Annotated in this window: 18 protein-coding genes and 1 pseudogene; 9 read left to right on the top strand and 10 right to left on the bottom strand. The window is 62.8% G+C overall.

What is annotated here, in order from left to right:
• Positions 1-39: 39 nt before the first annotated feature.
• The 5 genes from BEN47_RS00800 (at position 40) to BEN47_RS00780 (ending at position 7,661) form a co-directional block, all read left to right on the top strand.
• Complete coding sequence (locus BEN47_RS00800; protein ID WP_070724305.1) at positions 40-915, top strand: DUF58 domain-containing protein; 876 nt, start codon at positions 40-42, stop codon at positions 913-915.
• Between the two features lie 122 nt (positions 916-1,037).
• Positions 1,038-1,745, top strand: a complete 708-nt coding sequence (locus tag BEN47_RS00795) for a hypothetical protein (protein WP_070724304.1) — start codon at positions 1,038-1,040, stop codon at positions 1,743-1,745.
• Positions 1,746-1,940: 195 nt separating this feature from the next.
• Positions 1,941-3,584 (top strand): BatA domain-containing protein, encoded by a 1,644-nt coding sequence (locus BEN47_RS00790; RefSeq protein ID WP_158010774.1) that lies wholly within the window; start codon positions 1,941-1,943, stop codon positions 3,582-3,584.
• The gene (locus BEN47_RS00785; protein ID WP_125921433.1) at positions 3,581-5,845 is read left to right on the top strand and encodes a DUF4175 family protein; all 2,265 of its coding nucleotides are present in this window, start codon (positions 3,581-3,583) and stop codon (positions 5,843-5,845) included. The genes BEN47_RS00790 and BEN47_RS00785 overlap by 4 nt, the downstream gene beginning before the upstream one ends.
• A gap of 85 nt (positions 5,846-5,930) precedes the next feature.
• Positions 5,931-7,661 (top strand): hypothetical protein, encoded by a 1,731-nt coding sequence (locus tag BEN47_RS00780; protein ID WP_070724301.1) that lies wholly within the window; start codon positions 5,931-5,933, stop codon positions 7,659-7,661.
• 243 nt (positions 7,662-7,904) lie between these two features.
• On the opposite strand, the gene BEN47_RS22965 is transcribed toward BEN47_RS00780, so the two are convergent.
• From BEN47_RS22965 to murI, 3 genes are all read right to left on the bottom strand, one after another.
• On the bottom strand, positions 7,905-9,125 hold the full coding sequence (locus BEN47_RS22965) for a choice-of-anchor Z repeating domain-containing protein (RefSeq protein ID WP_239691459.1): 1,221 nt from the start codon (positions 9,123-9,125) through the stop codon (positions 7,905-7,907).
• Positions 9,122-10,675: a choice-of-anchor Z repeating domain-containing protein gene (locus BEN47_RS00770; protein WP_070724299.1), complete on the bottom strand. Its 1,554-nt coding sequence runs from the start codon at positions 10,673-10,675 to the stop codon at positions 9,122-9,124. The genes BEN47_RS22965 and BEN47_RS00770 overlap by 4 nt, the downstream gene beginning before the upstream one ends.
• A 144-nt stretch (positions 10,676-10,819) precedes the next feature.
• Positions 10,820-11,635 (bottom strand): glutamate racemase, encoded by an 816-nt coding sequence (gene murI, locus BEN47_RS00765; RefSeq protein WP_070724356.1) that lies wholly within the window; start codon positions 11,633-11,635, stop codon positions 10,820-10,822.
• Between the two features lie 160 nt (positions 11,636-11,795).
• Between murI and BEN47_RS00760 the strand changes: the two genes are divergently transcribed.
• Complete coding sequence (locus tag BEN47_RS00760) at positions 11,796-12,023, top strand: hypothetical protein (RefSeq protein WP_070724298.1); 228 nt, start codon at positions 11,796-11,798, stop codon at positions 12,021-12,023.
• A 17-nt stretch (positions 12,024-12,040) separates the two neighbouring features.
• Here the strand turns inward: BEN47_RS00760 and BEN47_RS00755 are convergent, their stop codons facing one another.
• Positions 12,041-12,736 (bottom strand): arylesterase, encoded by a 696-nt coding sequence (locus BEN47_RS00755; protein ID WP_094122987.1) that lies wholly within the window; start codon positions 12,734-12,736, stop codon positions 12,041-12,043.
• A 199-nt stretch (positions 12,737-12,935) separates the two neighbouring features.
• Between BEN47_RS00755 and BEN47_RS00750 the strand changes: the two genes are divergently transcribed.
• Together BEN47_RS00750 and BEN47_RS00745 are read left to right on the top strand one after the other, a co-directional pair.
• A complete protein-coding gene (locus BEN47_RS00750) occupies positions 12,936-13,637 on the top strand; it encodes an ABC transporter ATP-binding protein (RefSeq protein ID WP_070724296.1) in 702 nt (233 codons plus the stop codon).
• A gap of 43 nt (positions 13,638-13,680) precedes the next feature.
• Entirely contained in the window at positions 13,681-16,185 is a 2,505-nt protein-coding gene (locus BEN47_RS00745; RefSeq protein WP_070724295.1) for an ABC transporter permease, read from the top strand.
• A 93-nt stretch (positions 16,186-16,278) separates the two neighbouring features.
• Here BEN47_RS00745 and BEN47_RS00740 read toward each other — a convergent pair whose 3' ends face one another.
• Together BEN47_RS00740 and BEN47_RS00735 are read right to left on the bottom strand one after the other, a co-directional pair.
• Entirely contained in the window at positions 16,279-16,896 is a 618-nt protein-coding gene (locus BEN47_RS00740) for an OmpA family protein (RefSeq protein WP_070724294.1), read from the bottom strand.
• 277 nt (positions 16,897-17,173) lie between these two features.
• Positions 17,174-17,854, bottom strand: a complete 681-nt coding sequence (locus tag BEN47_RS00735) for an arylesterase (protein ID WP_239691453.1) — start codon at positions 17,852-17,854, stop codon at positions 17,174-17,176.
• 309 nt (positions 17,855-18,163) lie between these two features.
• Between BEN47_RS00735 and BEN47_RS00730 the strand changes: the two genes are divergently transcribed.
• Entirely contained in the window at positions 18,164-20,992 is a 2,829-nt protein-coding gene (locus tag BEN47_RS00730) for an alpha/beta hydrolase family protein (protein ID WP_070724292.1), read from the top strand.
• Between the two features lie 99 nt (positions 20,993-21,091).
• Here BEN47_RS00730 and BEN47_RS00725 read toward each other — a convergent pair whose 3' ends face one another.
• The 4 genes and pseudogenes from BEN47_RS00725 to BEN47_RS22960 form a co-directional block, all read right to left on the bottom strand.
• Positions 21,092-23,179 carry a tetratricopeptide repeat-containing sensor histidine kinase gene (locus tag BEN47_RS00725; protein WP_070724291.1) on the bottom strand — a complete coding sequence of 696 codons (2,088 nt, stop codon included), beginning with the start codon at positions 23,177-23,179 and terminating at the stop codon, positions 21,092-21,094.
• Positions 23,180-23,662: 483 nt separating this feature from the next.
• Positions 23,663-24,157, bottom strand: a complete 495-nt coding sequence (locus BEN47_RS19985) for a HEPN domain-containing protein (protein ID WP_083321966.1) — start codon at positions 24,155-24,157, stop codon at positions 23,663-23,665.
• Positions 24,157-24,540 carry a hypothetical protein gene (locus tag BEN47_RS20695; RefSeq protein ID WP_204378256.1) on the bottom strand — a complete coding sequence of 128 codons (384 nt, stop codon included), beginning with the start codon at positions 24,538-24,540 and terminating at the stop codon, positions 24,157-24,159. Before BEN47_RS20695 ends, BEN47_RS19985 begins: the two co-directional genes overlap by 1 nt.
• 173 nt (positions 24,541-24,713) lie before the next feature.
• A pseudogene (locus BEN47_RS22960) lies at positions 24,714-24,884 on the bottom strand (IS1 family transposase); the annotation flags it as partial.

Below are 24,884 nucleotides of genomic sequence, written 5' to 3'. Positions count from 1 at the left end.
CAGCATGACGGGCAAGATTGCTAGCTTCTAACTGAAAAAATGCTTACTCCCGAACTTCTCCACGGCCTGCGCAACCTATCCCTAGCTGCCCGGCGGGCGGCGGAGGGCTTCATGAACGGCGCGCACGCCAGCCGGCGGCACGGCGCGGGCATGGAGTTCAGCCAGTACCGCCCCTACCAGCCCGGCGACGACCTGCGCCGCTTGGACTGGCGCTTGGCCGCGCGCTCGGACCGCTACTACCTGCGCGAATCGGAAGTGGACACCAGCCTGACCGTGCACCTGCTGCTCGACGCCAGCGCGAGCATGAACCACCGCGACGACAACGGCCTGACCAAGCTTGACTATGCGCGGTTGCTGCTGGCGTCGTTGGCCTATCTGGCCCAGCAGCAGGGCGATTCCGTGGGCCTGACCATTCTCAGCCCGGCAGGTTTGCGGCACCTCCCCGCCCGGGCCGATACCCGCCAGCTCCCCCGCATTTACCACGCGCTGGAAACCGCTGAGGCGGCCGGCACTTTTCCGGATGCCGCCACCCTGGCACCGCTCACGGCCCGGCGCCAGCGCGCGCTCACGGTGTGCGTGAGTGATTTATACGAGGAAGAATCGGAAATAAACGCCCTACTTACCCGGCTGCGGGCCGTGAGCGGCGACGTGCTGCTGCTGCATGTAATGGCGCATAATGAGCTGGCTTTCAGCTACCAAGGTGCGGTTACGTTCCGGGACCTGGAAAGTGGCCGCACCATGCAGCTCGACGCCGACCAGCAGCGCCCCGCCTACCAACAGCAGCTGCAGCAGTGGCTGCGTGACACGGCCCAGGCTTCTCGCAGCAAAGGATTTGACTACCACCAGCTCAGCACGGCCGAGCCGCTGGACCAGGCCATGCGGGAGTTTTTGCGCCGCCGCATCACGGCGGGGTAGTACGCTGTGGTGCCCCCGCAGGAACACAATGATGCCGCCTGCGCGGTTTTGGGCCGGGAATTGCTTGGCGATATGTAGCGTTCAATAGCCGAATGCCCGTATAGCTTTCTTTTAATCGACTTATGAAACGTATTCTTGCCCCCTTCGCGCTTATTGCGCTGCTGCTTTCGCTGGCCGCAGGACCGGCCCGCGCGCAGACCACCACCACCACGAAGACCACCCCTGCGGCCAAAGCGCCAGCCACCACTACCACTAAAACTGCGCCCGCTACTTTGGAACAGGACCTTCGCACGTTCAGCAACTGGGTTGACGAAAAACTTGAGCTCCCCATGGCCAACGTGCGCCTGGACTGGGCCACGTTGGAAAGCGACTACACCCGCATGACCAAGCGCCTCGACAGCGCCGCCGTGGGTCTTTCGGTGCAGTCGCGGCGCGAATACCTCGGCCAGAAGGCCCGCTACAAAGCGTGGGCCGCCGAAAACGGCCACCCGGTGCCCGAAACCATACTGGTGGGCGAGGCCCGCGACAACGTCGTGGACAACGTACAGCGCAAGCTGCTCAACACCTCGGCGCCCATCAACCGGGCAATGGCCGGCGACCTGCCCAACCTGTATGCCCAGCTGGTGGAATCGACCAACGCCCAGCACCGAACCTGGACCAAGACCAACTGGGACGAGGCCAACCTGGTGCTGGGCCGCCTCAACGCCCGCTACGACCAGGTGGGCAGCCAGCTGCCCCTTGAAGACCGGGTGCGCGTCCGTTCGCTGCAGGCCGAATTCCGCGCCCAGGAAAAAGCACGCGACTTGAAAAGCATTTTGAATGGCTTGTAGCAGAGAGGAAGCGTCCTGCATTCCGGGCCGATAGCGCGCGGAATGCGGAAGACAACAGCCTTAAAAAGCGCTGCGGTTGAGATTGGCGAGTGGTAAAAGGGAGGCAGCGCCTACTTTTACCACTTTCTTTTTGGCCTCCTTGCAATGGTGGCCCGCCATTGCACGTCTGTGTTCTGGTTTTATCCTGCTTCGCCTTTGTTTACACTGCTATCCCCGTCTGCGCTGTTGGCCTTGCTGGGGTTGTTGGTGCCGGTTGCTATTCACTTATGGAACCGCCGGCCCGGCCGCGAGGTGGCTGTGGGCAGCCTGCGCTGGCTGGCCGCCGGGGCCAACCGCCGCCTGCGCAACCTGAAGCCCGAGCAGCTGTGGCTGCTGCTGCTGCGTGCCGGCCTGCTGGCCGTGCTGGCGGTGGCGGTGGCCGGGCCGGTGTGGCAGCAGCTAGTGCCCCGCGGCCGGGGGCAGGTGCTGCTGAGCCCCCAGGTAATTGGCACGCCCGCTTTTGCGGCCCTGCGGCCCACGGTCGATTCGTTGCGCCGCCGCGGCTATGCCTTGCGGTGGCTGGCCCCAGGCTTCCCCAAAATGTCCCGGGCCACGCTGCGGGCCGACTCCCTGGGGCAGCCCGATAGTGCGCGCCTGCTTTCCGGAAATACTGCATTTACCACTGCTTTTTATGCGGAGCGGGTCCGGCAAGCGGCCGGTGCCTTTGGGGGGCAGCCTCTCTTTGTGGCCACGCCCGCCACCTTATGCGGTTTTCAAGGCCTATTGGCGCCGCTCCCGGCGGGGGTCACCTGGCAGACGCTGCCCGTGGGCACCGCCACCGCGTGGGTGCAGGCAGCGGCCTTGCAGGGCGATAGTCTGCGCCTATTGATGGGGACCAGCACTGAAATTCAGACTGCTTTTCGGTGGACGTCAGTTGCAAAGCCCCGCCCCAACGGAACAGTGCGTCCGGCGGGGGTGCCCGCTTACCGGCTGATAGCCGGAAGCCTGCAGCCGCTGGCTGGTGCCGGGGCAGATGGTGGCCAAGCGCTGCCCGCTGTCCCCGTTCGCACGCAGCCGTTGCGCGTCGTCATCTATTCAACACCGGAATACGCCTTGGATGCGCGCTACCTGCTAGCCGGTGTGCGCGCCGCGGCCACGGGCCTGCCTATACCGCTGGCGCTGAGCACTATCACGGCCCCTCCCCTGGCCACAACGCCCGCCGACTGGCTGTTTTGGCTGAGCAGCGCGCCCTTGCCCGCCGAGTGGCAGGCGGCAGTCCAAAAGAACGGCACTAAGGTGTGGCAGGAAGCCACGGGTGCCGGGATGGCTGACATCAGTCGGCTGGTGCCCGTGGCCGCAGACGAAGTGCCGGCCACAATAATGAAAAGACAGCAGCAGCAACAGTCCGATTCCCTGGCGGCGGGTGCTGCCGCCGCGCTGTGGGTAGACGGCCAGGGCCGGGCCGTGCTCTCGCGGCTGGCGCAGGGCCAGGGCGCTATCTACCAGTTGCACACGCGCCTGAACCCCAGCTGGAGCGACCTAGCAGATAGCCCCACGCTGCCCGCCCGACTACTGGCGCTGCTCCAACCCGAAACAACCGACGCGCTGCTCCCGACGCAGCTAAGCGGCCCCGACCAGGCCCTGGCCGCCCAGGACCAGCGGGCATTGGACCCGGCCCAGCTTTACGCCAGCACCGCAGCCCCGGCGCAGCAGGCCACCACGCCGCAAAAATCCGCGCCACTGGCCTCCCGGCAGACGGACCTGCGGCCGTGGTTTGTGCTGCTGGCCGCGCTATTGTTTGTCTGTGAACGTCTGCTCACCCGTCGCCGGGACGGGCAGCCTCAGCCCTCCCTTATATGAGCCAGCCGGTAGCCCCTTCTCAAACGCCGGATATTGCAACGGCCCGCCATCTGGTTGCCGCCACAAGCCGCAGCTACGCCTGGCGGCGCGCCGGTGCTGTTTTGCTACCGACTGCTGCCGGGGCGGGGCTGCTGCTGGCACTGGCACAACACTGGCCGGGTGCCCAGATGCCGTTGTTGGCCTTGGCAGCCCTTGGGATGCTGGCCGTGGCGTTGCTGCTCTGGCCGCTGCGCTTGGTTAGGCCTTCCATCATTGCCCCACGGCTTGACCGGCAGTTTGCGGCATTGGAGGACAGCGCAGGCTTGCTGCTTCAGCCCGGTGATACCCTGAATTTGCTGGAGCACCTGCAGCAGCAGCGCGTGGCCCAGCGGCTGCACACCCTGCGGGAAAATGGCCGTTTGACGCTCCCGGTTTCGTGGCGAACCTCGCTGGTGGTCACAGCACTACTGGGGCTGGCGGGGGTGGCGGTGTGGTGGTGGCCCGCCACTCAAAAGAGCGAGCTAGTGGCGGGGGTCCCGGTTCGGTTTTCTCCCGCGGCCGTGGCGGCACCGGGAAAAGTCCCGGCGCGCATTGTAGAGACGCAGGTGCGGGTGACTCCGCCCGCTTATACCCACCAGCCCGTGTTTGCGCCGGCTCAGGCTTCGTTTCAGGGGCCGGAAGGCGCGCGGGTGCGCTGGCAGGTGCGCGTGAGTGGCAGCCGCCGCGCGGTTCCGGAGGTGGAAATTGGTCGCCAGCGGCTGCGTATGCAGGCGGTAGCGGGACAAGCTGGGCTGTTCAGTGCTGAATACACGCTGCGCAACTCCGTGCTGTACCGGCTGCGCTTCGCGGGCACGGTATCCGACGATTACGCCATTGAAGTCCGCGCCGACCAGGCCCCCATTATTCGCATTCAAACCCCGAAGCCCTACACCTTGGTTGAATTTGGCGTGCGGCCCGAGCTGCCGGTGCGCGCCACCCTGCGCGACGACTACGGCCTGAGCCGCGCCGAGCTGGTGATTACCGTGGCGCAAGGGCAGGGCGAGGCCGTGAAATTCCGGGAAGTACGGCGCGATTTGAGTGCCGCCGTGGGAGGGCAGCCCGCCCAGGCCAACCTGCTTAGCCAGCTCAACCTGCCTCAGCTGGGCCTGACCTACGGCGACGAGCTGTACTTCTATGTTTCGGCCCGCGACAATGCCGGCCACTCCTCGCGCACCGATGCCTACCTCGTGCAGTGGCAGGACACGGCCGTGGCCGATAGCCCCTCCGATATGGGCATGGGCGTGAAAGTGGCGCCGGCCTACTTTCGGAGCCAGCGCCAAATCATCATCGATACCGAAAAGCTGATTGCCGAAAAGCCGAGGCTCGACGCGGCCACCGTGGCCAGCCGGGCCAACAACCTGGGCTTCGACCAGCAGTCGCTGCGCCTGCGCTACGGCAAGTTTATGGGCGAAGAAGTGGGCGGCAGCATTGGGCCCGGCGCGCCGCGTTCGCCCATTGCCGAGGATGAGGAGGACGGCCACGATGAAACCGCCGCCGAGCACGCGGCCGAAGGCGGTGACCACCACGACCACGACCACCCCACGCCACCCGCCACGTCGGCCATAGCGTCACTCACCGCTGAAACCGATGCGCTGATGGACCCCTACATTCACAAGCACGACGACTCGGAAACCGCCGATTTCCTGGAGCCCGCCGTGAAAGCCAAGCTCCGGGCCGTGCTCGACCAGATGTGGGCCGCGGAGCTGCGCCTGCGCACCGGGCAGCTCGCCGAAGCCCGGCCCTACGAAGACCGCGCCCTCAAGCTGCTGAAAGAAGTGCAGCAGCAGACGCGCGCCTACGTCAAGAAAGCCGGTTTTGTACCCCCGCCCATGCCCGAGGCCACGCTACGGCTCACCGGGGAGCTTGCCGGGGCCGCCGCTCCGCAGCGCCAGCAAACGCTGCCGGCTCCCGCGTTGCAGCCGGCCGTGCGGGCGGCGCTACGCTGGCTGGCCACTACCTCCGCCACGGCTAAGACCAACCCCGCCGATGCCCGCGTGCTCGAACAGGCGGGCACCGCGCTGGCCGGGGCCGCCCTGCAGCGGCCCGGCGTGTACCTGCCCGCGCTGCGGGCCCTGCGGGAGCTGGTGGCCGACGTGCGTGCCGGCCGCCCCGCGTGCGCCGAGTGCCGCCCGCCCGTGGAGCGCGCCCTCACCGACTTGCTGGCCGTGCCCGCCCCCGCGCCCGTTGCCGCACCCGCGCCCACCCGGCTGGCGCAGCATTATTTCCAAGAGTTAAGCCGCTAGTATTTTGTCTGTTTTTGCGCCTCATCCTGCTGTTTTTTTCGTCCTGCTGGCGGGTTGCCTGCTGCTGGGTGCAGGGCTGATGGCAATGGCCTGGCAACGCCCGCGCCAACGGCACCGCGGGCTGCGGATGCTGGCAGGCGGCGTAGCCGCCGGAGCGTTGTGGCTCACGGCTTTCCCCCCGGTACGTGAGCAAGCAACGGCGCGGGCCGAAGCCATTTTGCTCACCGACGGTTACCACCCCGACACCCTGCGGCAGCTGCAGCGCCGGCTTGGAGCCGCTACCCAGCTGTGGTACTACGGCAGCGGCGCTACGCCGGCCAAAGCGCAGCCGCTGAGCAGCCTGCTCACGCTGGGCGAGCAGCGGCCGCCGCTGCAGCGCCTGCACGTACTAGGCGCGGGCCTGCCCGCCGCGCAGTTGAGCGCGCTGGGTACCATTGTCGTTCAGCCGCACCCGCGTCCCGCCCCAGCAGGATTTCAAACGGCTTTGTGGGACCGGCAGGTCGCGCTGGGTCAGGCGTTTGTTGTGGAAGGAAAAGTGGCTTTGCCGCCGGCGGGCGAGCCGGCGTGGGTGTACCTGCGCGCCGCGGGCACGCTTCGCGATTCGGCCCGGCTTCCCAGGGGCGGAGGTGCTTTCCGGTTGCGCTACCAGCCCAAAGCTGCGGGGCGCGCACGCTACGACCTGTTACTGCGCCGGGCCGGGCAGGTACTTGCCACCGAGCCGCTGCCGGTGGAGGTGACCACCCCGGAACTGCCCGCCGTGCTCTTGCTGACAGCCACCCCTTCTTTCGAATTCAAATTCCTAAAAAACTACCTAGCCGAAGCGCACTACCCGGTAGCGCTGCGCACTACGGTCAGCCGGGGAATGGTGCAGACTGATTTTGTCAACCAGCCAGCCGTGCCGCTGGGCCGCCTCACACCGGCACTGCTTGCGCGCTTTGCTGTGCTGGTGGCCGATGCTCCTACCCTAGCCAGTTTGGCGCGGCCCGAGAGCCAGGCGCTGCAGGCCGCCATCAGCGGAGGCCGCCTGGGCCTGGTGGTAGTAGCTGATGCCGCTCCGCTCCCCCGCACTGTGCCCGCTGGAACTTCGTTTGCACTGCTGCCCCGTGCCGCCGCGCAAGCCGTGTCGCAGGCACTTACGTGGCCCGAAGCCCCCGCCGAAGCCAAGGCGGCCCTGCCTGCTCAGGTTCGGGCCACGTCCTTGCTACATGCGCTGATTACGGGGCCCAACAATGCCGTGGCCGCTGCCAGCCGCCGGGCGGGCCTGGGGTTTGTGGTGGTTTCCGTGGTCCCGGAAACGTTTCAGTGGGGCCTGCAAGGCAACACGGCCGTGTACGCTTCTTTTTGGAACCGCTTGCTGACGGCCGCGGCACCGCCGGCGCCCGCGGCGGCAACCTGGCGGGTAGTGGCGCAGTGGCCGCGGCCGCACCAGCCGCTCACGCTCCAACTGACCGGGGCGCTGCCCGCTGCCCAACCCACCGCCGGGCGGGTGGCCGGTGGGCCAGCGGTGCGGCTGGCCCTGCGCCAAGACCCGCGCCTGCCCGAGTGGAGCACCGCGCAGCTGTGGGCGACGGCCGCCGGCTGGCATCAGGTACGAGGGCCGGGCAAAACGACCCACAGCTTCTATGTTTTCCCAGATTCCGCGTGGCAGGGGCCGGAGTGGCAAGAGCGCCAACAGGCGCTGCGGCTGCGCTCGTCAGTTGCGCGGGCCACTACTGCGCTGCCTCCGGAAACCGTGCAGGTACCGTGGCCCGCGGCCTGGTTCTTTGGGCTGTTTTTGTTGGCTGCCGGGTATTTGTGGCTGGAGGAAAAGCTATAGTATTTCGGAGCACAGGAATCTGGGCGCCGTTGCGCGCACAGCAGGAAAGCAGAGCTGAATGCCTAGTTCTGCGGTGAGAGGATGCTTCGCAAGCTCAGCATGACAGAGGAGTGAGGCCAGAGCCTTTTGCTGAGGCTGCTTGCCGCATAGCCCCAAACAAAAAGGCCCCTGCCGTAGCGGGGGCCTTTTTGTTTCTTTGAACTTAACAGCCCGCCTGCCTTTCGGAGGGCGGGCTGCTTCACCCTAATTTTTCTGGATGCGGCGAATGGCCGTAACTGAATTCTGCTGTACTTCCAGCAGGTAGACACCGGCGGCCAGGCCGGCGGGCAGGAGTACTTCGCGGTTGGCAGCCAGGGCGGCGGGGGCCAGTACCAGGCGGCCGGTCAGGTCGCGTATTGCTATCGTGGCCGCACCGGCCTTGGGCAGCGCCACGGTGACGCGGTCGGTGGCGGGGTTCGGGAATACCGAGAGGCCGGGCAGGGCCTTGCTGGCCAAGGTGGCCGACACCAAGTTGAAGGTAGCAGCGCTGGTAGCCGTGCCGCCGGGCGTGGTCACGGTGAGCAGGCCGCTCACGCTGCCCGTACCGGCTGGTACAACCAGCGTAATGCTCGTGGCCGACACCACGGTGAAGTTGGTCACGGCAAAGCTGCCGATTTTCACCGCCGTAGCCCCCGTGAAATTCGTGCCTGTGATGGTAACAGCCGTACCAGGTCCGCCCGTGCTGGGCGTGAAGCTGGTGATGGTGGGCACCAGCACCGGGGCCGTGAAGTTGGTAATGGAAATATCATCGATGCTGATACGGGGGTTGAAGCCCGCTACGGTGTTGGTGCTGGAAATGCGCAAGCGCACGTTGCCAGCCTGGTTTACCGTAAAGGTGTAAGGCGTCAGCGTTGTGGTGAGGACTGCTGGCGCGCCCGAAACCGCCGTGTAGCTCGTGCCGCCGTTTGTTGAGATTTCCAGCAGGAACGAAGCAGGTGCATCGGTTCCGTACAGCGCAGCATTGATGGTGACAACGCCCGCGCCAGTAGGCTTGTCAAAACTCATGGCGATGAATCCACCGCCGCGGATTCGCGCCGATTTCAAGCCGTTGAACCTGTCGGCAAACGACGTACCGAGCAGCGCTTCGGAGAAGTTCCATACGCCGCTGTTCAGCGTTACCTCGCCGGCGGCGTAACTGCCTTTGGTGCCGGTTTCAAAGTTCTCGAAAGCACCCGCCGTGCTGGGGTTGCTCACCGTGAACGTGAAGGCGCTCGACGTTCCGGCCGTGTTGGTGACGGTGACGGGGAAGCTGCCGGCCGTGGCCAGGGCACTGGCCGGGATGGTGACAACCAACGAAGTAGCCGTGCTGCTGGTCTGGGTGTAGTTCACGCCGTTGAAATTCACCGTGGTAGTGGGCGTAAAACCGGTACCGGTGATGGTGAGGACAACATCGGGGCCGCCCGCAACTTGCGCGCTGGGCGTCAGGGCCGAAATAGTTGGCGGAACCGCCGCGGCGTCACGGTGAAGGTGGCCGTGCTGGTGGCCGTGCCGCCGGGCGTGGTTACAGAAATGGTGCCGCTGGCCGCCGTGGCCGGCACCACGAAGGTGATGGTGGTGGCATTGACCACCGTGAAGCCGGTGATGGCAAGCCCACTCAGCGTTACCGCCGAGGCGTTGGTGAAATTGGTGCCGGTGATGGTGACGGTAGCGCCAACCTGGGCGCTGGCGGGCGTGAAGCTGGTGATGGTAGGAGCAGGAATCGTGGCGGCGGTCACGGTACCGGTTACGGCTACGTTAACGGTGGTAGCGCCGGTGCTGGCCACGGTCACGTTGCCGGCGTAGGTACCAAGCGTGGCACCGGTCAGGCGCACGTACACCGGGGTAGCGGCAGCCGTACCCGCAGTCTGCGGCACGGTGACGGCAGCGGCGAAGCCGGAAGCCGCGCTCAGCGACACTTCGTAGCCGGCCGGAGCCGTAACTACTACGCCTGCCGTGAGGGTAGTACCGCCTACGCTAACCGTTTGCGTAGCCGAAGCCGTGCCAACGGCGGTGGTGAATGCGGTAAGGGTGGCGGGAGTAGCCGTAACGGTAGCCGAGGCCGGCCCCGCGCAGCCCGCGTTAAGAGGCGCGTCGGTGGCGGTCAGCATAACGGGAGTAGTACCGCCCATGGGGTTCACGGTATTTGCACCGGAGGGCCACACGCCGTCGGCGTCGCTGTTGCAGTTGAGGACAGCGCCAGTAGCCACCGAATACTCTACTACGCGCTGCACGCCTGCAGCATTGGCCCGGGGCACAATGCTGTTCCAGGTGCCGGCTGTGGTCGAGTAGAAAGGCACAACGGAGCCGAACGTTACCCCGATGTTTTCTACCACCGTTGCGGCAAGCGGCCGGCCGGTGCCCGCCACGTTGTCGTAGAGCGCGACGGCGTTGCCGGCCGTGGCGCTGGAAGCGCCCTGAATGCCCGTGCCAGTGGTGGCAAAGTCCAGGGTAATGATGCTCTGATTGAGAGCCAGCCGCTTCTCCACCGTGGCGGGCGCAGAATCTTTGGCCAGGGTAATGGCCGGGAATATCAGGTTGCCAGCGGTGTAGCGCGCATTGCCCGAATTCAGGAAGCCGAACCAGCCCGTGTAGGCGCCGGCCGCGTCCGTCGTGAAGGTCATGTAGCTCCCGTCCGTATTGGTGTTGCCCGTAGAGGCCGACGTGTAGGTAACGACGCCCGTGGTGCTGACATTAATAAACACCGGAATGCCGGCACCCGAACTCATGGCGCCGCCAAAGTCTACCGTGCCACCGCCCGTGGTGGCATTGGTAGCGCCCAGCACGAAGGCCCGGTAGAGGGTAGACGGGGTCAGGTTGCTCACCGTGGCCCGGAAGAGCACCGGCAAGCGGGTGGCAGTGCCACTGGCCATGTACTGCGGCACAATGAGTCCGGTAAAGTCGGCCTGGGTTAGCGCCTGCGCGCTGCTGCCCAGCGGCAATAGCAAAAGCAGCATTGCCAGGCAAGTCAGCAACCGCGTTGTGAAAAAGTGCTTCATAGTATTGAAAATGAGTGAAAAAAAGAGAAAAGTGGATGATGATGAACGAATGAATGCGAACAGCTTTGGACTACGGTTTCCCAAATATATGGGTGGTTGGAAGTACGACGGGCGGCGGCGTAGTGGCGTAGGCGCCGCCGCGGCTCACTCCCAGAGCGGGTAATGCTCCAGGTGTACTTCCTGCTCAAAGAAGATGCGCGTGCTCTCCTCAAACGAGCGGGTGAAGTCCGAAACGTAGAAATGATGCGCCGGCGGGGTGGCGGCGGCCGGGGCCAGCAGCCCATGCGCCGCCAGGTAGGCTTCGGCGTCGGCAGCTACCACATCGGAGGCATCGAGCACATCGACCCGGTCGTGGTAGTAGCGCACAATCTGGTCCTTGATGAGCGGGTAGTGGGTGCAGGCCAGCACCAGCGCGTCGATGTCGGCCAGGGCGGCATTGCCGAGGTAGGTGCCAATGATATCGTCGCTGATGGAATTGCTGAAAAAGCCTTCCTCTATCATGGGCACGAGCAGTGGCGTGGCCAGGGACTGCAGGTCCACGCCGGCGTCGAGCTCGTCTACCTTCTTTTTGTACACGTTGGAGTTCACCGTCTGCTTCGTGCCAATGAGGCCCACGCGGCGGCCGGCGTAGGCCCGGCCCAGATGCGCCACTATGGGGTCAATAACGTTGAGCACCCGCGCTTTAGAGCCCACGTACTCGCGCACCAGCTCATAAGCGGCGGCCGAAGCCGAGTTGCAGGCAATCATAATGAGCTTGCAGTGCTGGCGGAGTAGCAGGTCGCAAATCTTAACGGAATAAGCCTGAATGGCAGCGGCGCTTTTGTCGCCGTACGGCAGGTGGGCCGTATCGCCGAAGTACACTATTCGCTCGTGCGGCAGGCGCCGGGCCACGGCCCGGGCCACGGTGAGGCCGCCAATTCCGGAATCGAACATGCCGATGGGCCGGGAGTCTCGGGCCATGGCCGTGGGCAAACCAGCGGGCGAAGCAGCTGCAGTTGTCATGCGGCAAAGGTAGGCCGGGGCCCGACCTTGCCCGCGACGCGAAGCAGCTTTTCACGCCGCGCCGGCCCGATTCTTATAAATCTCCTATATTTCGTCCCCCTTCAGGACCATCATTCCCATGAGCACCATTCTGGCCGAAATAGACCACGTCCTGGCCGCCCACGACAACCGCCAGGGCCGGCCCGTGGCCATTTACCTCGGCGAGCGCAAGCTCACCCAGCTCACCCTGGATGCCGCCCGGACCACCCTTCCCAACCTAAGCACCGACTCAGGCCGCCCCCTCGCCTACCGCAACCTAGAGCTGCTGCGCGACGAAGTGGACGTGGACGGATTGCGGGTTATCTAATCTGATAAATCCGCGGTTCAGATAAGTGGCTGCAGCACTGCCCACACCGTGCGGGCTACCATGCGGTGCCCGGCGGGCGTTGGGTGGATACCATCTTGCTGGTTCAGGCGGCGCTCCCCGCCCACGCCTTCCAGCAGGAAGGGAATCAGGACCAGGCCCTTTTCTTTCGCAATTTCCTGGTAGAGTAATTTGAAATCAGCGGCGTAGGCTATCCCCAGATTGGGCGGAATCTGCATGCCGGCCAGTACAATTTGCGCGCCGGGGCTGCGGCGGCGCACCGTGTCGATGATGGCCAACAGGTTGCGGCGCGTGGCGGTGAGCGGCAGACCACGCAGGCCGTCGTTGCCGCCCAACTCCAATACGAATATGTCCACGGGCTGGCGCAGCACCCAGCCCACGCGGCTGCGGCCGCCGGCCGTGGTTTCGCCACTCAGGCCGGCGTTGATGACTTCGTACTTCAGCTTGAGCGAATCTAATTTTTCGCCGATTAGTGCCGGGAAGGCCTGGTCGGGCTCCACGCCGTAGCCGGCCGTGAGGCTGTTGCCGAAAAACAGCAGGCGCTTTTTTCCGGTGGCGGCCGTGGGTGGCGCGGCCGGCGTGCGGGCCGGGGCAGCTGCGGGCGCCGCCGCCGGGGCATCGGCAGTGGTATTGGAGTTGCAGGCGCCCAAGGCCAGGGCAAGCAGAGCGGCAACGCAGGAGCGAACAACAATCATGGGCAGCATTTGGGGACCGAAGCCGTAAAGGCAGAAAACATCGCCAGGGTTTTGGCGTCTTGCCTGTTCGTAACGAACGGCGGGCGGACCGGTTACGTCTTTACTGGTAATTAAAACGCCCGACGGAACTGCCGGCTGGGTCCTTTCGGCTCCCGTTCTCGCCGGGGGGCGGCTATTCATCCCCGATTTATTTTTTTGCATGAGCATTCTTCGCGTCGATAACCTTACCAAAACCTACGCCAGTGCGGGCCATGAGCTTACGGTGCTGCAAGCCGTCAGCTTCGAGCTGCAGCCCGCCGACACTTTTGCGATTGTGGGGCCTTCGGGCTCGGGCAAAACCACGCTGCTCGGCCTGTGCGCCGGCCTGGACCGGGCCACGTCCGGCAGCGTCTGGCTCAATGGCATCCAGCTCGACAGCCTGAGCGAAGACCAGCGGGCGGCCGTACGCAACCAGCACGTGGGCTTTATTTTCCAGAATTTCCAGCTGCTGCCTACCCTCACGGCCCTTGAAAACGTGCTGGTGCCGCTGGAGCTGCGCGGGCAGCGCGGCGCCGCTAAAACCGCCCTGGCCCTACTCGACCGCGTGGGCCTGGCCGACCGCGCCCAGCACTACCCCGCCCAGCTTTCGGGCGGGGAGCAGCAGCGCGTCTCGTTGGCCCGGGCCTTCGCTAACCGCCCGGCGGTGCTCTTTGCCGACGAGCCCACCGGCAACCTCGACCCCGATACCAGCGAACGGGTCGTCAGCCTGCTGTTCGACCTCAACCGCGAAGCCGGCACCACGCTGGTGCTCGTGACCCACGACCTGGACCTGGCGGCCCGCACCCAACGCACCATGCGCCTGCGCGGCGGGGCCGTGCTGGCCGACTATGCCAATGCCGCTCATGCCCAGCCCAGTGCATAGCCCGCCGCCGCCCGCCCGGCCCGCCGCGAGCTGGCTGTTTCGCATGGCCTGGCGCGACAGCCGCCGCAGCCGCGCCCGCCTCCTGCTCTTCATGGCCAGCATTGTGCTGGGCATTGCGGCGCTGGTAGGCATCAATTCCTTTGGCGACAACCTGGCGCGCAGCATCGACGACCAGGCGCGCGAGCTGCTGGGCGCCGATTTGGTATTATCGGCCAATCAGCCCTTTAGCCGCACCCTGGAGCCCCGGTTGCGCGGCCTTGGGGTGGCCCGCACCCGGGAGGTGGCTTTTGCTTCGCTGGTGGAGTTCCGGCCGGGCCGGGGCGTGCGGCTGGCCCAAGTGCGGGCCCGCAGCGGCGGCTTTTTCTACGGCGATTGGGAAACCGAGCCGCGCAGCGCGGCGCGGCAATTTGGCCGGGCGGGCGCCGCGCCGGGGGCCTTGGTCGATGACGTGCTGCTGACCCAGTTTGGGGCCAAAGTGGGTGACTCCGTGCAGGTGGGCCGCATTATTCTGCCCATCATTGGGCGGGTGCTGAAGACGCCGGGGCAGTCGGGCTTCGCCTCGGCGGTGGCGCCCACGGTGTTCATACCGGCGGCGCTTGTAATGGGCACGGGCCTGGTGCAGCGGGGCAGCCGCGTGCAATACCGACGCTCGTACCAGTTTGCGCCCGGCACCGACGTGGCGGCCGTGGTAAAAACCCTGCAAGTGCAGCTCGACCAGGCCGATATCGACGCGGATACCGTGGCGGGGCGTCAGCAGCAAGTGGGCCGCTCCTTCGCCGACCTCACCCGCTACCTGAGCTTGGTGGCTTTTGTGGCGCTGCTGCTGGGCTGCGTGGGCGTGGCCAGCGCCGTGAACCTGTACGTGCGCGAAAAGCTGGCCGCCGTGGCCGTGCTGCGCTGCCTGGGCGCCAGCGGGAAGCAGGCGCTGCTCATTTACCTCATTCAAACTGCCGGGCTGGGGCTGGTGGGGGCCGTGCTGGGCGCGGCCCTGGGAGCGGCCGTACAAAGCGTGCTGCCCCGCGTGCTAGGCGATTTTTTGCCGGTGGCGATTACGGTGAGCGTTTCGTGGCCGGCCGTGCTGATGGGGCTGGCCACGGGCTTGCTCATGGCCGTGCTGTTTGCGCTGCTGCCGCTGCTTAGCATCCGGCGGGTATCGCCGCTGCGGGTGCTGCGGGTGGCTTTCGAAGACGACACCAGCACCCCCGACCCCATTCGGGGCGTGGTGCTGGCCGTAATTGGCCTGTTCATTCTGGGCTTTGCCTACAACCAAACCCACAGCTGGAAGCTCACGCTGGGCTTTGGGGCGGGGCTGCTGGTGGCTTTTGCCGCACTGGCCGGCATGGGCCGCCTGCTGATGCTGCTGGTGCGGCGGTTTTTCCCGTCGGGCTGGGGCTACGTGTGGCGGCAGGGGCTGGCCAACTTATACCGCCCCCAGAACCAGACGCTTACACTGGTTACCTCCGTGGGGCTGGGCACCTTTCTGCTGGCCACGCTTTTCCTGACCCAGGCGCTGTTGCTGGGGCGCGTGCAGCTGGCTTCGCAGGGCTCGCAGGCCAATCTGGTGCTTTTTGATATTCAGTCGGAACAGCTGGCGGGCGTGAAAGACCTGCTCACCAGGCAGCAATTGCCGGTGCTCCTGCAGGTGCCCATCGTGACCATGCGCCTGACGGCCATCAACGGCCGCAGCACCACGGTGCTCAAAAAAGACACGACCACTGGCATTCCGCCCTGGGTGCTCACCCGCGAGTACCGCGTGACCTACCGCGACTCCCTCAACGCCTCGGAGAAGCTCCTAGCCGGCACCGCCCCCACCCGCGGACCCGATGGCACTCCGCTCATCTCGGTGGAATCCGGCTATCTGGAACGGGCCAAGCTCAAGCTGGGCGACACGCTGGATTTCAACGTGCAGGGCGCGCCGCTCCGCACCATTGTGGGCGGCACGCGCGAGCTTGACCGCAGCCGGGTAGAGCCGAGCTTTCTGGTGGTGTTTCCGGCGGGCGTGCTGGAGCAGGCGCCACAATTCCACGTGCTGCTCACGCGCACCAACACCACGGCCGCGCTGGCCACGGTGCAGCAGAACCTGGTGCAGCAGTTCCCCAACGTGTCGGCCATCGACCTGGGGCTGATATTGAGCACGGTGGAGGATATTCTGGGCAAAATTTCCTTTGTGGTTCGTTTCATGGCCGGCTTCAGCATTCTCACGGGGTTGCTGGTGCTGAGCAGCTCAGTGGTTATCAGCCGGTACCAACGGGTGCGCGAGAGTGTGTTGCTGCGCACGCTGGGCGCTAGTCGGCGGCAAATACTGCGCATTACGCTGGTCGAGTACGGCCTGCTGGGGCTACTGGCCTCGCTGGCGGGCATTGGGCTGGCCGTGTTGGCGGCCTGGGCGCTGGCGGTGTGGGTATTTGAAGTGGGCTTTGGGCCGGCGGTGCTGCCGCTGCTGGGCCTAGCTGCGTTGGTCACGGTGCTCACAGCAGGTATTGGCTTATTCAACAGCCGCGACGTGCTGCGCCGCTCCCCGCTGGAAGTGCTGCGGGCCGAGGGGTAACTTTTAGCCCGAACAAACAGAAAAGGGCCGATGCTAACTCGTAGCATCCGGCCCTTTTATATGTAGCACGGCCCTAGATTGGACCGCTCGGGATTATTTGGTACGCACCGCGATTTCTACGCGGCGGTTTTCCTGACGGCCGCTGGCCGTGGCATTCGTCGCTACTGGCTTGGCTTCGCCCATGGGCTCCACGCTCAGGCGGCCGGCATCAATTTTGCCGTTAGACACCAAGTAGTTTTTCACGGCTTCAGCCCGCTGCTCGCTGAGCTCTTTGTTGTAGCTCTTGTCGCCGCGCGAATCCGTGAATCCCATTACCCGCACCTGGCTTTGGCCGTAGCGTTTGCCAATAGAACCGGTAATCTGGTTCAGGGCAGCGGCGGCAGTGGGCTTAATGGTGGCCTTGTCGGTATCGAAAAGTACCGTCTCGTCCACGCTATACACGTTGTAATTTTCGTCACCGCGTACGGTCACGTCGGCCCCCGTGATTTCATCGTACTTCACATCGGCCAGCTTGGCCTTGGTCATGTCCCAGGCGTTGTCCACGGCCGCGGCGCCATCGGCGGCCATGCCACCAACGGTCTGGCCGTCGCGGGCCATTACGGCCGTGTCCTGACCGGCTTCGCTAAGCTGGTCTTTGGTTTCAGATTGTTTGGTTTCACAGCTGGCCAGCAGGGCTGCCGCAGCAAATAGGGAAAGAAGGTGCTTGTGCATGGTGAAAGAGGAAAGAAGAAATGAATGGTAGTCTTACGGCCCGGCCGCCGAGTGGTTATACCGGCGGCTCCAACTAATTCTTGCGCTCGAACCCAGGCAGCCCGCGCCTACTGCCGAAGAGCAGCTACCACTCTGGCCTGCTTCGTCTTAAAACCTATCCAAATAGCGCGTGTCATGCTGCGCGAAGCGAAGCATGTTATCATGTAAATACGACTCAATCAACGGTGCCAGCACGCCTCACTTTGCACAGCATGACAGCCGCTAGGATTACAGTTTATCAGGCCTTTACCTGCAGCAGGGGCGCCAGCGTGGCCCACACGGTGCGGGCCACCACACGGTACCCGGCCGCCGTTGGGTGAATGCCGTCCTGCTGGTTGAGCTCGGGCACGCCGCCCACGTCTTCCAACAGATATGGGATGAGGGCCGCTTTATTTTTAATGGCCAGCGCCCGAAACAGCGATTGGAATTCGGTGACGTAGCCGGGGCCGAAGTCACCAGGAATCTGCAGGCCCGCCACCACTATCTGGGCTTTGGGGTTCTTTTTGCGCACCGCATCAATAATGCCTTGCAGGTTGCGGCGAATTTCGGGCACCGGTACCAGTCGGAAAACGTCGTTGGCCCCCAGTTCCAGCACAAACACGTCGACGGGCTGGCGCAGCACGCTGCCCACCCGGGCCAGGCCGCCGGCAGTGGTTTCGCCGCTCACGCCGGCATTCACCACCTGGTAATTCAGACCCGCCGCCTCAATTTTCTGCGCAATCTGACTCGGCAGGTTGCTTTTGGGGGCCACGCCGTACCCGGCCGTGAGGCTATTGCCAAAGAAAACCACTCGCTTTTGGGGTGCGGATACTGAGGAACGGGCAGGCTGGGGCGACGGGGCCTGGGCCTCTGCACGCAGCCCGCAGACCGCCAGCACAATCATAAACCACGCGCTTGTTATTAATTGACACACTTTCATTCGGAACAACTTATTATTGATGAAACTACCTCCGACACGGCCCGCTGTGCTTCGGGGGCAGGCAGGGAGGCGCTGGGTAAACAAAGCCACTGCTGCCGGCCTCGGTTCCATACTTGGTACCTTTTGGGGCGCTGCGCAGGCAGCCGGGTTGCACAGGAATTTTGAAACCGCTGTGGCACTGACGGTGGAGCTAACTTCCTGCCTTGACAAGTGCAGGCGGCGCGGTGTGCTCGGGGCCAGCTCATCCCATAATTCTGCTTCCCTCCTATTCTTCCCCAGCTGTACATTTGGGCATAATCCCTGACTCCTATGACCAAGCTTCTATTCCTCTTTGCCTGTCTCGCTTGCCTACCGCCCGCTGTGGCGCAGCAAGGGCCCAAAAAACCGCTCGACCATTCGGTTTACGACAAATGGGAAAGCGTTGCGAACCAGAAAATCAGCAACAACGGAAAGTACGTGCTCTACCAGGTGAAGCCCCAACAGGGCGATGCCATGCTGTACATTAAAACGGCGGGCAACCGGACGCTACGGCAAATCAGCCGCGGCGACTCAGCCGTGTTTTCGGCCGATTCCAAGTATGCCGTTTTCCAGATAAAGCCGCTGTACAAGGACGTGCGGCAGGCCAAAATCAAGAAGAAAAAGCCCGAGGACATGCCCAAGGATTCGCTGGGTATTTATGCCCTGGAAACCGGCAAGCTCACCAAATATGCCAATGTGAAGTCGTTTCAGCTGGCTGAAAAAGCTTCGGTACTGGCCTTTCTGGCCACAAAGCCGCCGCTGAAAGACGACAAGACCAAAGCCCCGACCGATACGCTGAAGAAGCTCACCGACGACCTGCTCGACGCCAAAAAAGCCGGCGCCACGCTCACCGTTGTTAACCTGCAAACGGGCAAGGCGCGCGAGTTCGCTTCGGTCACGGACTACCAGCTCAGCAAGCTGGGCAACAAAACAGCCTTTGCGGTGGCAGCGCCCAAGAAAAGCAAGGACGTTAAATCGGGGCTGTTCGTGTTCGACCTGGCTGCCGGCAGCGTAAAGAAGATGAGCACGGGCAAGGGCACTTACAAAAGCCTAGCTTTTGATGAGGCGGGCAAGCAACTGGCGTTTGCCGCTGAGAAGCACCCCGAAAAAGCCCTAGTGAAGCCGTTCAGCCTGTACTATTCAGATTTCACAAAGGACTCGGCGGCTACCATTATGCGGCCCAGCGACAAGGCCCTGAAAACGGGCTGGTCGCCGAGCGGCTTTGGCAAAATCGTGTTCAGTGAAAACGGCGAGAAGCTGTTTTTCGGCACCGCGCCCGACCCCATTCCGCAGGACACCACGCTGGTGGAATTTGAGCACGCCAAGCTGGACATCTGGAACTACAAGGACGACTACCTGCAGCCCACGCAGCTAAAGAACCTGAAGAAGGACCTGCAGCGCAACTACCTGGCCGTCATCTATCCACGGCAGGCCAACAAATTTGTGCAGCTGGAAGACGAGTACCTGCGCGATTCCTATATGGCCGAAAACACCAACGCCGAATACGTGCTGGCCGTGACCGACACCGCCAAGCGCATTGCGGCACAGTGGGAGGGCGGCACCCGCAAGCAGGCCTACCTGGTTTCGACGCGCACCGGCCAGCGCATCGCCATCAACCCCACGGCGGCCAAAAGCCGCTTTCAGCTCTCGCCCCACGGCGACTACGCCCTGTGGTACGACGACGCGGCCAAAGCGTGGTTTTCCTTTGCCGCGGCCACCCGCAAAGTCACCAACCTGACCGGCAAGACCGGCGTGTCCTTCACTGACGAGGAAAACGACTCCCCCACCGACCCCGAAGCCTACGGCGTGGCCGCCTGGACCAAGGACGATGCCGCCGTGCTGCTGTTTGACCGCTACGACATCTGGAAGGTGAACCCCCAGACCGGCGCCGCCGTGAATTTCACCAACGGCCTGGGCCGCGCCAACAAGCTGATTTTCCGCTACCGCATGCCGGTCGAAAAACAGAAGTTCATCGAGCCCAAAGACGAGCTGCTCCTGCTGGCCCAAAACGACGTGACCAAGGAATGGGGCTACTACCAAAAGGCTCTCGGCAGCACCAAAGCGCCACAGCTCCTGACTATGGGAAAGTTCGGGTATTCGCAGCTGCTACGGGCCAAAAACGCCGATGTCCGGCTCTATACCAAGGCCAACGTGAGCATGTCGCCCGACGTGTACGTGAGCCGCGACTTCGGCAAAGAAACCAAGCTGAGCGCTATCAACGCCCAGCAGCAGGACTACAACTGGTTCACGGCCGAGCTCGTGCACTGGACCACGCCCAAGGGCTTCAAGGCCACCGGCGTGCTCTACAAGCCCGAGGGTTTTGACCCCGCCAAAAAGTACCCGATGGTTTCGTATTTCTATGAAAAGCTTTCGGATGGCCTGTACAAATACACGGCCCCGGCGCCCACGCCCTCGCGGCTCGACATTGCCATGTTCGCCAGCAACGGCTACCTCGTGTTCACGCCCGACATCAGCTACACCATTGGCGAGCCCGGCCCGTCGGCCGTGGAGTTCATTAACTCGGGAGTGGAAGAGCTGAAGAAAAACGCCTGGGTTGATGGCGCCCGCCTCGGCATTCAGGGCCAGAGCTGGGGCGGCTACCAAGTGGCCTACCTCATCACCCAAACCAACATGTACGCCGCCGCCTGGGCCGGCGCGCCGGTCGTGAACATGACCTCGGCCTATGGCGGCATCCGCTGGGAATCGGGCGTGAGCCGGCAGTTCCAGTACGAGCGCACCCAAAGCCGTATCGGCGGCACGCTGTGGGAAAAGCCGGACCTCTACATCCGCAACTCGCCGCTGTTCCAGCTGCCCAAGGTGCAGACGCCGGTGGTCATCATGTCGAACGATGCCGACGGTGCCGTGCCGTGGTACCAGGGCATCGAAATGTTTACCGACCTGCGCCGCCTGGGCAAGCCCGTGTGGCTGCTGCAATACAACGGCGAAGCCCACAACCTGGTGAAGCGCGAAAACCGCAAGGACATTTCCATCCGTGAGCTGCAGTTCTTCGACCACTACCTCAAAGGCGCGCCCGCACCCGAATGGCTCTCCACCGGCGTGCCCGCCGTGGAAAAAGGCCGGAACTGGGGCCTGGAGACGGTGAAGGGGAACGGGTTGTAGAGAAGTGTGGCAGCAGTACCGTAGCTAAAAGGCCGTCATGCTTCGACTACGCTCGGCATGACGGCCTTTTTTAATTTCAATTTACTGGTGCAACACTACCTAATGAGTTACTCTACCGCTCGGCATGCTCTGGAAAAGCGCGACTTCAGCCCGGGCCGCAGTGCTGGGGAGATAAATTACAAACTCCGTGAACCGGCCTTCTTCCGACGCCAGGGTGAGGGTGCCCCCGTGCGTCTGGGTGATAATGCCATAACTCAGCGACAAACCGAGTCCGGTGCCTTCTCCCGGCGGCTTGGTCGTGAAAAACGGCTGAAATACTTTGGACTGCACTTTCTTGGGAATGCCTGTCCCGTTGTCGCGCACGCATATTTCCACCCCCTGGCCCGAAGCCGAGCGGCGGGTGCTCACCACGACGGTGGGCTCGTAGCCCGCAGCACCGGGCCCCGCAGTGCGCAGCTCCTTCTGCTGGCGCTGGTGCACTGCGTACAGCGCGTTGGCGCACAGGTTGAGCAGCACCCGCTCCAGGTCCTGGGCCACCACCGGCACCGGGCCAAGGTCCGGGTCCAGGTTCGTGCGCAGAGTAGCCTGAAAAGCGTGGTCGGTGCCGCAGGTGTTTTGGTAGGCCAGCATCAACGATTCTTCGACCAGGGCGTTGAGGTTGGTGGGCAGCCGCGGCGCGGGGCCGCTACGTGAGTGCTCCAGCATGGTTTTCACAATGGCGGAGGCCCGCTGGGCGTGCTGCCGGATTTTTTCCTGGTTGAGCTGCACATCCGCCGCCAGGGCTTCCAGGGCAAGTCTGTCCAAATCTGGACGAGCCACTTCAGTGCGTAGTTCGGCGGTCAGCTCGCTGCTGACTCCGGCAAAATTGGTGACGAAGTTCAGAGGGTTTTGCAGCTCGTGGGCAATGCCCGCGGTGAGCTCGCCTAGAAAAGCCATTTTCTCGTGCCGGAGCAGCTGTTCCTGGGCCGTTTTCAGGTCGGCCAGGGCGGTTCGCAGCGCGTCGCGCTGGGCCGCAATCTGGGTGTTCCAGGTGTGCAGCTGCCGGTTGGCCTGCTGCTTCAGGCGGTTGTTGCGCCACAGCAGCAGCAGCAGGGGCACGGCCGCCAGCAGCGCCGCCACCAGGGCCAGCTGGCGGCGGCGGGCCTGGGCGAGCCGCTGCTGGTCGGCCAGCTCGTCTTCGCGCAGCCGCTCGCCCAGGCCCAGCGCCTCCACCTGGGCCATCTTGGCCCGCCCAAAAAGGCTTTCCCGGGTGGCACTGGCCAGGGTGAGGTACCGGAAAGCCGTGGCGCTGTCGCGCCGCGCCGCGTGGGCCGCGGCCAAAAACTGGCTGGCCTCCAGAATGCCTTTGGGGTATCGGCCCTGCTGCCCGGCCGCCAGGGCAAGTTTGGCCACGTAGAGGGCCGAGTCGGCGTGAGCCCCGCCCAGGCGCTCATATAGTCGGGCTTGGCCCAGGTAAGCCCGGCACAGGGCAAAGGTGATGTGCCCACCACGGGCCCGCCGGATGCTGCGGCGGTAATAAGCCTGCGCCATCCGGGGGTGGCCCAGCGCGGCGTGCACGTTGCCCAGCATGGCGGCGTCGCCCACTTCGCTGGTCAGGTCGTGCTCCTGCACGTCCAGCACATAGCCCCGCTGCAGGTAGTAGCGGGCCGAATCGAGCTGGTGCAGCTGCTGGTACACGTTGCCGATGTTGCCCATCACCCGCGTGAGCAGCTTGATGTTTTGGCTTTTTTCGGCCACGGCTTTGGCTCGAAAAAAGTACGCCAGCGCGGGGCGGCTGTTGCCCTGCTCCCAGTAGAGGTAGCCCAGCGCGTTGAGGGCCCGGCCCAGCAACCTGGAGTCACGCTCGGCCTCGGCCACCCGCAGCGCCTGCAGCCCTATTTGCAGCGCCGCCGGGTAGTTGCCGGCTTCCCGAAACCCGGACCCCAGCCGCACCAGCGCCCAGCCCTCGCCTCGCCGAAACCGCAGCTCCTGGGCAAGCTGCAGCGCCTGTTTGCCGTAGTTGATGGTGGCCAGCGGGTCGGTCTGGGTGAGCTCATACGCCAGCTGGGCCAGCAGCACCACGCGCGCCGTATCGGCCGGGGCCGTCTCCAATTCAAGTCGTAGGCTGCCTGTCCGGCCCGGCGGCAAGGCCAGGGCACCATAGGCGGGCACCACCCACCACAGAAAAAAGGCGCAAATGGTGGTCATTGCGAAAAGCAAAAGCACTCGGGTGAGAAACCGTCACCGTCGCCAAGAGCCCGGCAAAAACATCGGTGTTACACGCTTGGCCGCGCACACCGGCTATCCGTCACCATCCAGACAGGCCCCCACCCCGGAGCCGCCTGTAGAAGTACCTGTGCCGGCCAAATGCCAACATTTTCCTTAAATATACCTATTTTTTATTGAATAGTTTCCACACTGGCAAATTGGACTTCAATTTGCCAGTGCAACTACACCCGGCCCTGCTGGTACCTCATGGCCCGTAGCAGTAACTTGAGCCGCGCGGGCTGCCAGGTGTAGGCGGGGATTTGGAGTGCTGGAGAGGTGCAGGCCTACTCTCCGCAGGTTTTGCGGAGAAAACAGGGGTTATTCTCCGCAGCGGCCCTCCGCCACCGCCGCGACAGGTAGTGTCGGGAGCCGCTAGTGGATACATGGGTAAGAGGAAAATGAAAAAAATACCAAGCTTAAAGATTATTTAATTTCTGTCACAAAGTATCGTATGTCACATTGGTTTTCTATGAATTCCAATACCTCAACAGAACGTTTCAGGTATTCTTTTATTTGTACCAAAGTTATCTGGGAGCTTTTACCGTGGGCAATTAAATGCCTGTTTTTCATAATATTACCAATCGCCTCACTTCTACCTTTATCACTAATGAAAATTTCCAATTCTTGACCCCATTCTACTTTGAATGATTTAGCAACCTCGATAAACTTTGTTGATTTGGGATTTTGAATTTTAGACACATACTGCGAAATATGTCTATGAATAAATTCAGGCGCACACTGTTTGGCAAAATCTGAATAAACTTGTGCAATAGAATTCTCTAAAAAACCTGCAGTTAGTACACAGATATATTTTGCCCAATGGGATTGCAGCTCTAAACTTTCTTTCGTACTTTCATTTGTTGATGAAATAAGATTATTTATTCTGGTGAGTTGCTGAGAAATTGTCGCATTTTTCATTATTTAGAGAAAGCTTCAATTGCCAGATTAATTCTACCTTTAACACTAGCTTCATCAGCAGTCGCTTTTTCTGTAAATTTTACAAAGTCTTCATCTGTTATCAATTTAAGATAGATTTCCTTAAGGCGTTCGGGACTCATTGATTCAACATTATGTATATTTCTTGTTAGCCCAATCATTACAGCATCGAAATTAGCAGCGTTAATCGCTCTTTGCGGCTTAAAAGCTTTAGTTCCTAATGCCTCATATATAAATTTTATACTTTTTGAAAAATCATTACTTGCCTGTTGCAGGAATGGTTCACTAGGGTTGCTATGTACTTTCATGAATTTATTCAAAAATTCACCCATAGGTTTCTGATAAGCTTGAAAGTCCGTGTTCAAAGCCAAGTATCTCAAAATAAATTCTCTGTCCTTGAGTCTAGTATGAACTGCGCCGAAGATTGCGCGCCATTCAGTATTTTCATTTAGCCGTTCGATTTCTTCAATGAACCTACCCTCTTTGCCAAAACAAACTGCTGTTCTTATTTCTTGAGGCGATAATTTTTGGCGGTGGTCTAATCTAAGATGATATTTCGATTATAATTATCGATAACTATTTTAATTCGGGCCGTATGCATGGCCAATGGTTTGCTGAAGGAGCAGGACTTACGCACGAGCACGCCACAGCGCTGGCGCAAGGAGCAATTAATGGCTTCGACGATGTTGGTCTGTCCCTCGCCCTTTAG

Source organism: Hymenobacter lapidarius (assembly GCF_001816145.1).
Classification (GTDB): Bacteria; Bacteroidota; Bacteroidia; order Cytophagales; family Hymenobacteraceae; genus Hymenobacter; species Hymenobacter lapidarius.
Note: the sequence above shows the minus strand (reverse complement) of the source record. Positions and strands in the feature narration are given on the sequence as shown.

Bases quoted from the DNA above. Each gene is read 5' to 3' on its own strand.
- BEN47_RS00800 (WP_070724305.1), top strand. From the start codon at position 40: ATGCTTACTCCCGAACTTCTCCACGGCCTGCGCAACCTATCCCTAGCT.
- BEN47_RS00795 (WP_070724304.1), top strand. From the start codon at position 1,038: ATGAAACGTATTCTTGCCCCCTTCGCGCTTATTGCGCTGCTGCTTTCG.
- BEN47_RS00785 (WP_125921433.1), top strand. From the start codon at position 3,581: ATGAGCCAGCCGGTAGCCCCTTCTCAAACGCCGGATATTGCAACGGCC.
- BEN47_RS00780 (WP_070724301.1), top strand. From the start codon at position 5,931: ATGGCCTGGCAACGCCCGCGCCAACGGCACCGCGGGCTGCGGATGCTG.
- BEN47_RS00770 (WP_070724299.1), bottom strand. From the start codon at position 10,675: ATGAAGCACTTTTTCACAACGCGGTTGCTGACTTGCCTGGCAATGCTG.
- murI (WP_070724356.1), bottom strand. From the start codon at position 11,635: ATGGCCCGAGACTCCCGGCCCATCGGCATGTTCGATTCCGGAATTGGC.
- BEN47_RS00760 (WP_070724298.1), top strand. From the start codon at position 11,796: ATGAGCACCATTCTGGCCGAAATAGACCACGTCCTGGCCGCCCACGAC.
- BEN47_RS00755 (WP_094122987.1), bottom strand. From the start codon at position 12,736: ATGATTGTTGTTCGCTCCTGCGTTGCCGCTCTGCTTGCCCTGGCCTTG.
- BEN47_RS00750 (WP_070724296.1), top strand. From the start codon at position 12,936: ATGAGCATTCTTCGCGTCGATAACCTTACCAAAACCTACGCCAGTGCG.
- BEN47_RS00745 (WP_070724295.1), top strand. From the start codon at position 13,681: ATGGCCTGGCGCGACAGCCGCCGCAGCCGCGCCCGCCTCCTGCTCTTC.
- BEN47_RS00740 (WP_070724294.1), bottom strand. From the start codon at position 16,896: ATGCACAAGCACCTTCTTTCCCTATTTGCTGCGGCAGCCCTGCTGGCC.
- BEN47_RS00735 (WP_239691453.1), bottom strand. From the start codon at position 17,854: ATGAAAGTGTGTCAATTAATAACAAGCGCGTGGTTTATGATTGTGCTG.
- BEN47_RS00730 (WP_070724292.1), top strand. From the start codon at position 18,164: ATGACCAAGCTTCTATTCCTCTTTGCCTGTCTCGCTTGCCTACCGCCC.
- BEN47_RS00725 (WP_070724291.1), bottom strand. From the start codon at position 23,179: ATGACCACCATTTGCGCCTTTTTTCTGTGGTGGGTGGTGCCCGCCTAT.
- BEN47_RS19985 (WP_083321966.1), bottom strand. From the start codon at position 24,157: ATGAAAAATGCGACAATTTCTCAGCAACTCACCAGAATAAATAATCTT.